This window comes from Pseudoalteromonas sp. S8-8, from assembly GCF_000497875.1.
Classification (GTDB): domain Bacteria; phylum Pseudomonadota; class Gammaproteobacteria; order Enterobacterales; family Alteromonadaceae; genus Pseudoalteromonas; species Pseudoalteromonas arctica.
In genome coordinates this window covers 1-14,042 of record NZ_AUTR01000039.1, presented here as the reverse complement: position 1 = coordinate 14,042, position 14,042 = coordinate 1, and the positions used below count along the sequence as shown (strand labels likewise).

Annotated in this window: 10 protein-coding genes; 5 read left to right on the top strand and 5 right to left on the bottom strand. The window is 38.7% G+C overall.

Annotated features, from left to right (window positions below; genetic code table 11):
* Window positions 1–27: 27 nt before the first annotated feature.
* The 3 genes from L659_RS0112945 (at window position 28) to L659_RS0112935 (ending at window position 4,538) form a co-directional block, all read left to right on the top strand.
* Window positions 28–2,397, top strand: a complete 2,370-nt coding sequence (locus tag L659_RS0112945) for an EAL domain-containing protein (RefSeq protein WP_024590810.1) — start codon at window positions 28–30, stop codon at window positions 2,395–2,397.
* A 434-nt stretch (window positions 2,398–2,831) separates the two neighbouring features.
* Window positions 2,832–3,719 carry a LysR family transcriptional regulator gene (locus L659_RS0112940; RefSeq protein ID WP_002961689.1) on the top strand — a complete coding sequence of 296 codons (888 nt, stop codon included), beginning with the start codon at window positions 2,832–2,834 and terminating at the stop codon, window positions 3,717–3,719.
* Between the two features lie 54 nt (window positions 3,720–3,773).
* A complete protein-coding gene (locus L659_RS0112935; protein ID WP_024590809.1) occupies window positions 3,774–4,538 on the top strand; it encodes a YdcF family protein in 765 nt (254 codons plus the stop codon).
* An 80-nt stretch (window positions 4,539–4,618) separates the two neighbouring features.
* Here the strand turns inward: L659_RS0112935 and L659_RS0112930 are convergent, their stop codons facing one another.
* The gene (locus L659_RS0112930; RefSeq protein WP_010555099.1) at window positions 4,619–5,371 is read right to left on the bottom strand and encodes a Nif3-like dinuclear metal center hexameric protein; all 753 of its coding nucleotides are present in this window, start codon (window positions 5,369–5,371) and stop codon (window positions 4,619–4,621) included.
* Between the two features lie 150 nt (window positions 5,372–5,521).
* Here L659_RS0112930 and L659_RS0112925 point away from each other — a divergent pair, with 150 nt between their 5' ends.
* Window positions 5,522–5,863 carry a hypothetical protein gene (locus L659_RS0112925; RefSeq protein WP_002961684.1) on the top strand — a complete coding sequence of 114 codons (342 nt, stop codon included), beginning with the start codon at window positions 5,522–5,524 and terminating at the stop codon, window positions 5,861–5,863.
* Between the two features lie 198 nt (window positions 5,864–6,061).
* Here L659_RS0112925 and L659_RS0112920 read toward each other — a convergent pair whose 3' ends face one another.
* The 4 genes from L659_RS0112920 to L659_RS0112900 form a co-directional block, all read right to left on the bottom strand.
* A complete protein-coding gene (locus L659_RS0112920; protein WP_024590808.1) occupies window positions 6,062–9,241 on the bottom strand; it encodes an amidohydrolase family protein in 3,180 nt (1,059 codons plus the stop codon).
* Window positions 9,242–9,346: 105 nt separating this feature from the next.
* Window positions 9,347–10,171 carry a M90 family metallopeptidase gene (locus L659_RS0112910; RefSeq protein WP_002961680.1) on the bottom strand — a complete coding sequence of 275 codons (825 nt, stop codon included), beginning with the start codon at window positions 10,169–10,171 and terminating at the stop codon, window positions 9,347–9,349.
* A 176-nt stretch (window positions 10,172–10,347) separates the two neighbouring features.
* Window positions 10,348–10,986 carry a CatA-like O-acetyltransferase gene (locus tag L659_RS0112905; RefSeq protein WP_024590807.1) on the bottom strand — a complete coding sequence of 213 codons (639 nt, stop codon included), beginning with the start codon at window positions 10,984–10,986 and terminating at the stop codon, window positions 10,348–10,350.
* 185 nt (window positions 10,987–11,171) lie between these two features.
* Window positions 11,172–12,212, bottom strand: coding sequence for a Leu/Phe/Val dehydrogenase (locus L659_RS0112900; RefSeq protein WP_024590806.1), 1,041 nt, complete (start codon window positions 12,210–12,212; stop codon window positions 11,172–11,174).
* Between the two features lie 484 nt (window positions 12,213–12,696).
* Between L659_RS0112900 and L659_RS0112895 the strand changes: the two genes are divergently transcribed.
* Window positions 12,697–14,028, top strand: coding sequence for an IS4 family transposase (locus L659_RS0112895; protein ID WP_024589925.1), 1,332 nt, complete (start codon window positions 12,697–12,699; stop codon window positions 14,026–14,028).
* Window positions 14,029–14,042: the final 14 nt, after the last annotated feature.

Sequence of the window (14,042 nt, the reverse complement as noted above, 5' to 3'; positions counted from 1 at the left end):
AAATAAAAAGAATAATATAAATTGCCTATGTCTTACAAAAATAATGCCTCAAGAGCACTTGAGATAAAAACTGATCAACTGAGTATAATTAATCAATTTTCATCAAGCTTATTGCAACTAGACACACTAGACGAGCTATTTGAGTATGTTACAACGCACGTTGTTAACCGTTTAGGATTTGTTGATTGCGTTATTTACCTTGCCGATAACAATGCTTATACATTAAATCAAGTTGCATCGATGGGTATTGCTCACGCCCGAGACAAATATCAAGCCGAACGTAAAGTAATACGTTTTAGTGAAGGAATTACTGGAGCTGTTGCAACTACTGGTAAAGCCGTAGTTATCGATGATGTAACAAAAGATAGCCGTTATATCGCAGATGAGCGCCCTGCCCAATCAGAACTATGCGTCCCTCTTATATATAAAGAACAAGTTTTAGGTGTTATTGATTGTGAGCACCCTATTAAAGGCTACTTTACAAACGCACACCTTGAAATTCTTACAACAGTTGCCCACTTACTCAGTGCTAAAATTAACCAGGTAAATACGGTAAATAACTTACAAAAAACAGTTGAGCAACTTAACAACGCACAAAAATTAGAAAATAGCTTATTACAAATAGCTAACCTAACCTACAAAGCTAACGACTTAGATACCTTCTTTGAAGCCTTGCATTCAATTATCAATAACTTACTTCGTGCTGATAACTTTTTTATCGCTTTATATGACAAAAAAGTAGATATACTTGACCTTGTTTATATAGTCGAAGAAGGCATAAACACTAAAACACATCAAAAAATATCTAAAGAACAGCTAAAAGACACTGCTTCATATTACCTACTGCAAACAGAGCAAACCTTATTACTCAATAAAGATGCCTTTCAAAGTCATATTGATAACGGTGATTTTAAAATGGTAGGTCGACAATCAGAGTCTTGGTTGGGTGTTCCATTTAAAACAAGTGATCGTATAAGCGGTGTTATTGTTGTACAAAGCTACGATAAAACACTGCAATACAACGAACACGACAGCGCTCTTCTAACTTACGTAAGTCGTCAAATAAGTATGGCAATTGATAGACAACTAGCCCGACAAGAGCTCGAGCATAAAGCATTGCATGACGAGCTTACCGGCCTTGCTAACCGCTCATTACTCATTGAGAGAATAAAGCATGCTATTTTACGTTTAACGCGCGCTAAAAAAAGTACTAGCCATGCCCTGCTGTATCTAGATTTTGACCGTTTTAAAAGTATTAATGATTCGCTGGGGCATGAGGTCGGAGACCATTTTCTTATAAAAATATGCGGCTTAATTAAAAGTACAGTACGAAGCACCGATACATTTGCTCGTTTAGGCGGTGATGAATTTGCTATTTTCATGGAAAATATCACACATAAAAACCAAGTTAATGAAGCTTTAAACAGAATTAAAAGCGCATTAGCAAAACCTCTAAATGTAGATAGCCACTTACTTCAAGCCTCTACTAGTATTGGTATTGCCTATACCGACAACATAAACGATCAAGCTTATATATTACTGCAACAAGCTGATGCTGCTATGTATGAAGCAAAATCCACCGGGCGTGGACAAGTTAAGTTTTTTAATAACACGATGCGTAAAAAACTTAAAACCCATGCGGATATCGAAAACGACTTGCAACACGGTATAGAACACAACGAATTTGAACTCTATTTTCAGCCAATTTTTACAATTACCACAAGTGAGGTTATTGGTTTTGAAGCACTTGTGCGCTGGCATCATCCTAAAAAAGGATTTGTACCACCTAATGACTTTATACCGATAGCTGAAACTACAGGGCAAATTATAAATCTTGATTTACATTTACTTGATTTAGCCGCTCAGCAGATTTCTAATTGGCACCAGCAAGGTCATCGCTTTTTGAAAGTAACGGTTAATGTATCGTCACGGCATTTTGCAAGCCTCGATTTTGTAGCGCAAATACATTCTATTTATAATAAATACCAATTACCTCTGGGTTCTTTATGTTTAGAAATTACCGAATCAGGCTTAATAGAAAATCTAGAACTCGCCACTCAAATAATAGAAGGTCTTTCACCTTTAAAAGTAAAATTGTGCCTTGACGATTTTGGAACGGGTTACTCGGCACTCGGCTACTTGCACCAACTGCCTATTCATATTTTAAAAATAGATAAAAGTTTTATTGACCACCTACAAGATTCCACCAATCCACTTGTTGAAGCCATTTTATCACTTGCGCAATCATTAAAACTTGAGGTTGTTGCTGAAGGGATAGAAACACTTGAACAATTAGCCATTTTACAATCCACCGCGTGCGACTATGGCCAAGGTTTTTTAAAGTCAAAACCGGTCACAGCCAAAGAAGCCATATTACTTATTAATAAGCCCTTATAAAAAAGCCAGCGAGTAGGTCGCTGGCTTAGGTATTACGTATATACTCATTCATTGACCTAAACTAAAGCTAAAAAGCAAAACGCAAAACGCAAAACGACTTTAGTTTTTAAACCACAACCTAAAGTAACCATTCAACAACCCCCCACCCCACACAGTTATCTATATAGTCAAAATTCACACTGAGGTGAAGCACACCGCAATCGATATACTTAAAATACAACATGAAGCAAACTCATCTAAAACTCATCAAACCAGTTTTTGAATGACTTTTATCGTTACTAATTCTAATATTTTCGCGATTCATAGCAATAAACTGCAATAAACCACAATAAATCGCAAGCTTTTAGCCATCTAGACGTTGAAACGTTTTTTATATAGGCGTAGTATGTGGTTAATCTGAGCTGAACTCACTTTTCCCATGAGAATTTTTAAAGATGATTGGTATTAAACATTTAAAAACCATAGCAACCCTAAAAGAAACAGGATCTTTGGTTAATACGGCACGAGAGTTATTTTTGACACAGTCTGCTTTATCTCATCAAATCAAAGATTTAGAGAATAAATTAGATTGCCAATTATTTGAGCGTAAAACTCAACCAGTCCGCTTTACCCCTCAGGGAATGCTATTACTTGAGTTGGCTCACGAAATATTACCAAAAATGGAAGCGACTAAATGCCGTTTGAAAGAAAGCTTAAATCAGCCTATTTCTCAACTGCGTTTAAGTGTGGAATGCCATGCATGTTTTCATTGGTTATTGCCTACTATTAAAGAATTTAATAACTTTTGGCCTGATATAAAAATTGATTACGAGCGCGGCTTTAGTTACGACGCTATTCCTGACTTACTAAGCGATGAGCTCGATTTAGTTTTAACATCTGACATACGTGAACCCGACACATTAGAATACGCGCACTTATTTGATTTTAAATTGAAGCTTATTGTGGCACCGGATCATGAACTTGCTAAAAAAGCGTATGTAACAGCGCTTGATTTAAAAAACGAAACTATTATTTCATACCCTATCCCGCGTGAACGCCAAGATATATTTAAGCATTTCATTCAAAATGCACGTTTCGACGGTACGTTAAAAACGGTTGACCAAGGATTACTTATTTTTCAACTAGTAAGTGCCGGCATGGGCGTTGCCGCTTTACCTGATTGGCTAGTTACACCTTATGAAAGCCAAGGCTTAATTAAATCAATTCCTTTGGGCGCTCTTGGCCTTACTCGTCCTATGTATTTAGCGATGAAAAAAGACATGAAAGATAACCCTGTTTATCGTCACTTTTTAAATACGTGTAAGCTAAATAACGGTCGATAATCATCAATATAATGAGTAATATCGCTGTAATTAACTCTACAGCGTTTAACTCTTATGTTTGTTATTAAAAAAATGATTGGTGGCTTACTTATGCCACTGCCTCTATTTGGTTTATTTGCGTGCCTGATGCTCCTACTCGCATTTAAAGGCCGCAAATCAGCTCTCTTCTTATCTACTTTAAGCTTAATTGTATTACTTGCATTGAGCACACCCTTTATCGCCAATTTAATTATCCAAAATAATGAACCTGCGTCGCTTGCATTTAATACCCTAAAGCATCCAAAAATAGACAAAATAGTTGTACTAGGTTGCGATATAAACCCAAATCCTGCACTCAGTGCTAATAATCAATTAGGTAATTGTGCGCTAACGCGCTTAGTAGAAGGTGTAAAACTAGCAAAGCACTACCCTAATGCAGAGCTTATAGTTTCAGGCGGGGGTTATCAAAATACCACTAATAGCGGGCTTATGTATCAAACGGCAATTAGTTTAGGTGTTAATAAGAGTCGTATATTCCAAAACCCAAAAGCAATGGATACAGGTGAAGAAGCTAAGTTACTGGCATCAAAATTAGTCGACTTTAAGGTTGCACTAGTAACATCTGTACTGCACATGCCACGCGCAAAAGACTTATTTAATGCTCAAGGTATTGAAGTCATAACCGCAGCCACTGATTATCATAATTTTGCTGCACTTCCATGGAGCAAACAGTTTATTCCCAATGCTCATGCCTTACTTGTGGTTACGCAATACAGTCACGAAGTAGTAGGAAACACATGGATAAGTTTGCGCCGCTGGATAGATCCAGAGGCACTGTAGCTCATTTCGTCTAACTAACCTGAACTCTAGATAATAAATCTATCTCAAGTAGAGTTCAGGTTAACTAATAGATAGCCTAGTTAAACTGGGTTATCTATATCTATAAATGTCACATCAAAACCATGCTCTTGAGCAAGTAACTCACCCAGAGCTTTTACACCATAGCGCTCTGTGGCATGATGCCCTGCGGCAAAAAAATCAATGTTTTGCTCACGAGAACTATGAATTGTTTGCTCCGATGCCTCACCCGTTAAATAAGCATCAATGCCTTGCTCTGCAGCTAAATCAATATACCCTTGCCCACCACCGGTGCACAGTGCAATGGTTTCAATTTTTGTTGAACGTACTAAGCTTGTGAGCGGGGTTCGATTTAGCACTTTTGCAATTTTATCTGCAAAATCCTCACCACTTAATGGTGTTTTTAAACGCCCTTTCATTGCTACGCTATTTGAAGTTGGCTCTAGCCCTGTTTCAATTTCAATATCCAATAACTTTGCAAGTTGCGCGTTATTGCCAACTGCTGGATGAATATCAAGTGGTAAGTGATAGCCAAATAAATTAATATCGTGTGCTAATAACGCACCTATACGACGCTTTTTCATTCCCGTTATTGGTTGGGATTCCCCTTTCCAAAAAAATCCATGATGAACTAAAATAGCATCTGCTTGTTGCTCAATGGCAGCATCTATTAAAGCTTGACTTGCGGTTACACCCGTCACAATTTTTTTAATTTCGTTTTTACCTTCGACCTGTAAGCCATTTGGGCAAAAATCTTTAATTAATTGAGGTTTTAAAATGTCATTTAGGAGTTGGTTAAATTCTCTACGTTGCATATAACTTACCTTACTTAGCACTGAATTTTGTGCAAATTTTGGCGTTTATAGCCTTAAAATGGAAGGAAAATCGCAAAAAATTGAAAAACTGTTTTAAAATAGGTATAAATACCTCTTCTTTATCTGTGTTCACAACGTATAGGGTCTCTGATGAGCAAACTAGACAAAACAGAAGTGTTATCTGCCTTTGAAGCAGCGTACGAAACTGCCAATGGTAAAAAACCTGAAATCACAACTAAACCTGGTTGGTACAGCATTGATGGCGGTAAAAATTTACGCCTAGCTGACGTAGCAGAGCTTACTAAAAAGTTAAACTCTGGTAAAACAACTAAAACGAAAAAACCAAAAGCAGCTGCGCCTGTTAAAGCACAGAAAAAAGCGCCATTCACTGTTGTTACCGAAAACGAAGAAGGTTACACAGCGGAAGAACTTTGGATTGTAATTTTAGCTCGTAAAGATCATGACTGTCGCTTACCGCGCGGTGTTGTTTAATCAACATTTATGATTTTTAAAAGAAACCGCGTTAAGCGGTTTTTTTATGTGCGCGATTTGCTAAAAAATATCTAAAAATTATATTAATTATCGTCTTCCAACCTTAATTGCACCATTTAATCAAAAAAATAGAGCCTTATAAGTTGAGTAAGACTAAAAAAAGCGGCTATGTAGCCGCTTTCAAAAGATCAAAATAAATTATAACTTTTCGAAGTAAAGTGGTTCGCGCTCTTTTTTACCCACTTCACTCATTGTCTCTGCATTGAATAATCGACCATTGATCATGGTGTAATCTACTTTATCCGAATCTCGAATATTTTTAAGCGGATCGCCATCTATAACCATTAAATCTGCCAGTTTGCCCACTTCAAGCGAGCCTACGTTTTTATCAAGCCCTAAATACTTAGCCGGATCGAGTGTTGAAGCACGTATAGCCTCAAGCGGTGTCATTCCGCCTTGTGCAAACATCCACATCTCCCAGTGTGCACCTAAGCCTTCACGCTGACCGTGAGCACCTAAGTTAACTAATACACCTAGGTCTTGTAGCTCAGCAGCAACGCGTGCGTTATTAAAGTGATTATAGTGATGATCGGGCGCTTTAATGCGGCGCATAGAGCGTGGTAATAATTGATTTTTTGGCACAAATTTACTTAAACGCGGGTGATTCCACACATCAGTTTTATCGTACCAGTAGTTCTCACCCCAAATGCCACCATAAGCCACTACAAGTGTTGGTGTATAGCCAACATCACTTTGCGACCATAACTGCTTTATATCGTCGTATATGTTCTCTACAGGGATTGAATGCTCAATACCTGTGTGTCCATCTACAATCATACTTAAGTTATGTTGTAATAATGAGCCACCTTCTGGTACTACCATCATTTCAAGTTCACGGCCTGCTTCAATAACTTGTTGGCGCTGCTCACGACGTGGCTGGTTATACGATTTAACACTAAACGCCCCTACTTTTTTAAGGCGCTCTAAATGAAATTTAGCATCGTCTAACGAGTCAATATGCGACGTATAACCTGGCATATTTGCGCCATATAAAATAGTACCGGTTGAGAAAATACGCGGGCCAACAATCATGCCTGCCTTTTGCATTTCGCTTGCGGTAAATATTTCAGAGGTATCGTTTGATGGATCGTGAATTGTAGTAACACCTAGCGCTAAACCTGCAAAGTTTTTCCAGTTTTGCTCAGGTATAATTTCGTCACTTGCTTGCGAGCCATGTGCATGAGCATCAACAATACCAGGCATAATAGTTTTACCTGTTACATCAATAACCTCAGCACCTTTAGGAATGCTTATATCGCTGGCTGTACCAATTGCTTTAATATGCTTGCCATCAGTGATAATTACACCATTTTCAATAATCTTTTCGCCGTCCATAGTTATAATTTTTGCACCAGTGAGCGCAATCATACCTTTAGGCTCTGCCATTTTTTTACTGAAACCGATATTATCGCCACTTTTCACTTTAAAGTCGGCATCTTCGGCTTTGTTAATGGCAAACATCCCCTCAAGGCTTGCATGATAAAGCTCAGGCCCTAATGTCCAGTAAAGTTTGTTGCTCTTAGCACTCCAACTAATGTTTTCACCAGCACGTACCGATAACTGCTCTATTGGAAATTGACTGTCTTTAGGCCCAATATTAATTGTTTTACCACTTTGAACAAACGGTGTTACAAATACTTTAAATCGCTCAGCAAAAGCCAGATATTGCCCATCTGGTGATACTCTAAATTCTGTAGCATGCTCTGACTCATATAGTTTGCGAACTTTTTTACTTTCAAGTTCTACTACGCTAAGCGTTGGTTTTGGCCAAGGACTCATTATAAAAACGCGATCGTTTGCATCTCCAAATTGTGGTTGATAACCACTTTTTGAAATAAGCTCACTTTTACCGCCTTTTGCGCTTACGCTATATATACCAGGGTTAAGTGACCATTTAGGGTTTAAAATACTGCCCCCCGTGGCTTTTCGATAAACAACCGTTTTCCCATCTGGACTAAACGTAGGCTCTACATATTTCCCGGGCTCTTTAGTAATTGTATCGCCACGACCACTGCGCGCAGAAACCACTCTTACAGACCCTTGTTTGTTATCATCCCATGTGGTGTAAACTATTTTTTTACCATCGCGAGAGTACTGTGGAAATAATTCGTAATGATCAGTTTGCTTTGTTAAACGCTTAATTTTACCCGACTCTAAATCACGTTTATAAATATGCCCAAGCGCTTCAAAAATTGCCGTTTCTCCATCGGGGCTTACTTGCACATTACGCAGCATTTTTACATCAAATTCATCAGTATCTAAGTTTTGTGTAAAGCGCACTGCTTTTTGAATTTTTTTAGTGGTTTGCACTTTAAAAGGAATGGTTTTTACAGATTTGTCTGCAACATCTAGCTTGTGAATTGTACCACCAGCCCAAAATACTAACTCTTCGTTATCGGGTGTCCATGCAATAGTTGGGTATACACCATGAATAGCCCATGTTTCTTGCATATCTCGCTCAAGCTTATCGTAAAGCTTAGTGTGCTCACCGCTAGTTAAGTCATATAAATACAAGCTAGTTTGAAAGTCATCACGCTTTATATAAGCAAGCTTTTTACCATCTGGTGATGGTGTAGGCCTAATAGCACCGCCCATCGTATCGATTATGGTTTCAATTTCACCCGTTTCACGGTCGTAGCGCTTAATTTTATAAATGCCCGCTACAGAATCTTTTGAATAATGAAATGTTTTACCGGGTGTTGCATCATGCGAAAAGTATACATAACGACCATCTGGTGAAAACATTGGCTCACCTAAATCTTTTTGATCGTTCTCGCGTTTTGTAAGCTGCACGCCCTTGCCACCCGCTTTATGATACAACCACACTTCACCTGCTCCCAATGAGCGGCTAGCTGTAAAGTGTTTACGCGCAACTAAGTAGTCGCCATCAGGACTCCATGCAGGACTATTTAGTAATCTAAAGGTTTCATCGGTAACAGCGTGTTGATTTTCACCATTTAAGTCCATTATCCAAATGTTATCGCCACCACCTTGATCGGAGGTAAACGCAATACTTTTGCCGTTAGGACTAAAGCGTGGTTGCATTTGCCATGCAATATCAGAGGTGAGCTTTGTGGCTGTACCACCACTCATTGGCATAGTATAAATATCGCCAAGTAAGTCAAACACCACGGTTTTACCATCAGGGCTAATATCTATATTCATCCATGTGCCCTGATCAACGCTAATTGCAGCGTCAACAAATTGCCCCTTAGGTGAATCTACTTGCCATTTTTGTTCGTCTTTTTCAGCGGCATTTACCTGCCCTATCGCTAATGACACCGACAGCGCCAATACTGTATGAAGCATTTTTTTCATGCGTTTCTCGCTTGTTATTGTTGCAGTAAAAACTATTTCACATGATTGCAACAAAAACAAACGCAACTTGCCAGCGTTATATGATAAAGCGCGGTTTATGTAGGTTTAATGCCAAACAATAGGGTCAAATTGATAGTAATTAACTAGCATACTGTAAATTTCAGGATCGTATCGGCGAAGCTCTGCGGGTTTTTCGAGGAAGGTTTCGGTGAGTACAGCAAAAAACTCAGCTTCGTTAGTCGCACCATAGCTGTGAATAACATGCGGCATGCTATAGGCAACATGGCTTTTTAACTGGGTGAAAGCGCGACTAAATACTCTGCCCCACTCTTTGTAATCTGCTGAGCTTTTTAAAATGGGTGTGCCCGTTGTTTTACCTGTTTCTTGATCGAGTTGATGCGCAAACTCATGAAATACCAAGTTATGTCCATCGCTTGGTAAACGATTACCCTCAAGTACATCATGCCAGCTTAAAACGAGCGTGCCGCCAGGCCATGACTCGCCTAGTCTTACCGTATTATGGTAACTCACAAGTCCTGCACTATCGCGAGTTGATTGCGGAGCATAATAAGCACTTGGATATAATAAAATTTCTTTTACATTTCTATATAACGGCCACGGTTTATTAAGTACTAATACACACGCATCGGCGGCAACAATTAACTTCATTGCAGACGTTAGCCTTAAGCCATCACAACCGACAAAGCGTTTTTCGTTTAAAAACCACGTAATATGTCGCTCTAATTTTTCTCTGTCGGCGTCGGTCATTTTTTTATAGATGGGCATGCAACGCAGTAAAATATCTTTTTGCTGCGAATTTAAAGCAAAGTCTTTATATTTACTGCGCCATAATCGGTTTTGAATTGATGGCCAACGCCAGAAAATCACCACAAAAAGAATTAAAACAACAATTAACAGTCCATTTATCATGGGGATTTCCTGAGCTAAGGTATGGTATATAAATATGTCCAGCACACGTGCTTTTCAAGCATACAAGGTTATGTATTTGAATATAAAGTAACTCACATCGCATTGCTTATAGATTACTTATAGATTACTTATAAATTGTTTACTGCTTTGCACTGCCGTTACTGATGTGTTTAAAGTTAATTTTTGCAAAAGGTATCAAATGTACCCTGCAATGTGTTTATAAATTTCGCTACGTGCAAACCATCCATTAATGAATGGTGTACATCGATAGCTAAAGGCATTGTGCCTGTGTGTTTATCAAACTGACCAAATACAAATTTAGGAATGCCTAAACTCTGCCCTTCACTAAATGCATGCGAAAACGCACTAAAATTCAGCCACGGCAAAACAGATATATGAATTAAATCTGCCTGCCCTTCTGTTTGAGCAAATGCATCAGAAAATAACGGCTGTAATTTCGCTTTTTTACTTACGTCACTTGCATGATTTGCAAACTCTTTAAACTCGCCTGTGCTGTTAAAATAACTAAAAACAAACGTATCGTTTTCAGACAACTCAACCACACTTGCGCGAACACTATTAAGTAACCATGGTTGATTATCTATTATACGTAGCATTATTGAATCGTACTCATGGCACGCTTTTAAGGTGCAATATACATACGCTTGAAAAAAAGAAAATTGATTGGTTTTGCAATAGTCGTAAAGTGTTTGAATATCTAAACGTACACACACATTAAAATAAGGCTGAGAAAAGTGTTTAAATAATTCAAAGTGTTGCTTTCTAGGCCAATTATCTAAATCGATAGGCTGCATGAGAGAAGTTGAGGGAGTCATAATTTGCCGCACAAAATTAAAAATAAAGTGTACCGCTGTTCAGTAATAATTGCATTAGGGTCTGTTGATCTTTCAAGGTTAAATCCGCAAAGATCAACACCCCTTAACTTACAGATAAACAAAAGGTGTGCAATTGCACACCTTTATTGCATTTTAGCTTAAATTTATAGACCGTTTTTAATGATCTCTTGCGCTAATTCGTCAGCAATTAAATGCGTTGATTTTTGCTCTTTTTCGCTACGGGCAAAGATTTCAGTTAACGTATTAAAAATACCTTCAACATGTTTATTAGACGCTGCTGCACTGTAACCTTCTGGCGCTGTTTCGTAATAAACATTAATAATACCACCAGCGTTAATTACGTAATCTGGTGCATATAAAATGCCTTTTTCACGAATAACTTCACCGTGGCGAGACTCTGCTAACTGATTATTAGCACAGCCTGCAATAATAGTCGCTTTTAAACGCGGTATCGTTAAATCGTTAATAGTCGCACCTAATGCACACGGTGCATAAACATCAACATCTAAGTCGTAAATTTCATCAATGCCAACCGCAGTCGCGCCAAAATCATTAACTACGCGATCAATTGCAGCTTGGTTAATGTCAGTTACAAACAACTCAGCGCCCGCATCAGCTAAATGCTTACATAAACCATAAGCAACAGCACCTAAACCTTGAACAGCCACTTTCACACCTGCAAAATTTTGATGACCACGTTGATGCTGTAGCGCTGCTTTAATTCCTAAAAACGTACCGTATGCTGTAAATGGCGATGGGTTACCACTTTTACCTTCAAGACCCAGTACGTAATTAGTTTCTTTATTCATGATAGCTACATCAGCACATGTGATGTTTACATCTTCTGCTGAGTAATAGCTGCCATTTAATCGCTCTAACTGGCGACCAAATGCACGAAATAATTGCTCAGATTTAATTTCTTTCGCATTACCTATAATTACAGATTTACCACCACCAAATGGTAAGCGCGCAACTGCATTTTTATAAGTCATGCCCTTTGATAAACGTAGCACGTCGTAAACAGCATCTTCGTCGTTCGCATAATCCCACATTCTACATCCGCCAACTGCAGGACCTAGGTTGGTATTATGTACAGCAATAATTGCTTTTAAACCCGACTCTTCATCAGAACAAAAAACCACTTGTTCATGGTTATCAAATTCAACTCGATTAAACACAGCCACTTAAAATACTCCGAAATAGTTAACCCGTGAGAGGGTATGCGCGCTGGAAATTGCCGAGACTTTATCACTTCATATTCGAGTTCGCTATACTCACAGAAGATAAAACCAATGAAAACATCAAGCTTAAATTAAATAACCGGATTAAAACTTTTATATAGATAAAAAATTCACAAAATCGTTGTTTGTAAGTTTTAAAAACTATAAATAGAACAACCACACCAACTTACGTTTACGTGAACGTAACACAACTATTGTGTGTAAAGTTTAATATACAAGTGCTGCTTGCCCGCCACGTACTGCTGCCTATAGGTTTCCAGTAAAAAGTGAGCTTTTTCGTAAACTGGTCAGAGCTGTAAACTTGGTAATGACTCTATTTAAAAAAACAAAAAAGCGAGCACTAGGCTTAATGCAGATCGTTTAAGCTAATTGAACGATCTTTCAAAGGGCTCATAATAGGCTACAACAGAAGTTGTGGCCTATTTTTATGTCTGAATTTATTAAAGAATTACACCTTACGACTGAGTTTTGCCAAGATCGTGATATTGATTCGTTCACTAAGCACATTCCCCTTGAGTGGATTGAAGAAGCTGTTACCCAAACAGGAAGAGCCTCTGTACGCAAACGACGCTTCCCCGCCGAACAAGCCGCTTGGCTTGTGTTAGGAATTGGTTTATTAAGAAACCGCTCAATATCTGAAGTCTGTGACAAACTAGAGCTCGCTTTTCCTGACGCTAAAGGAGAGCTTCCACCATTGGCGACCAGCAGTATTATAAAAGGGAAAGAAAAGCTAGGCGCAGCGCCTATGAAACACCTTTTTAAACATACAGCAACGCAGTGGGAGCAGTCGCAAACTTTTGATGACGTGTGTGGTTTAAAGCTGCTAAGCGTTGACGGTACACAATTTAAAACCCAAGATACGCCGAGTAACCGTCATTTTGGCTATGCTCAATCGACAACGAACTTCCCCTCAGTACTTGCTGTAACCTTGATGTCGACAAGAACGCATTTAATATCCGATGCAGCGTTTGGCCCCATTACTCAAAGTGAAATTCATTATGCTCAACAGCTTGTTGGCTCAGCACCTGAACATTCACTAACTCTATTTGATAGAGGTTTCTTTTCGGCTGAACTATTCACGAGCTGGCAAGGTGTTAGCGAAAATCATCATTGGCTTACGCCCATCAAAAGTAAAATGCGCTATGAAATAACGGAATCATTTAGCGATTACGACCACTTAATAACAATGCCTATTTCGCCACAAGCTAAAAAATCAGCCCCTTACCTAGGTGATACATGGCAAGCAAGGCTTATTCAAATTCCGACACCTAAAGGTGAAATAAAAGGATTCATCACCTCATGCGCCTGTCCAGAAAAGTACCCGCTGAAAGCGCTACTCGATGTTTATTGGCAACGATGGGAAATAGAGCGAGGATATGGTGAGCTCAAGCAATATCAATTATCTAATAAGCCAGCGCTACGGAGCTTGAAACAGGAAGGTATTTATCAAGAGCTCTGGGGTATTCTGACGTCATACAATATCGTGAGACTTGAAATGGCAGAGATGGCTAAAGCCCATAAAGTGGAGCCATTACGCATCAGTTTCATAAACGCATTATACCTAATACAAGACGAGTTTTTATGGTGCTCAGGTCGAAGCCCCGGGACAATCCCTAAAAAGCTAAAAGAACTACGTGAAAACGGTAAACGGCTAATATTACCGGAGAAAAGAAAGCGAAAAGCTTATCCGCGAACGGTGCTCGCAAAGACACAAAAATATCCAGTTAGGTATAAACGAAAAAACACCACTCGTTCTTAAACGAGTGGTGTTAA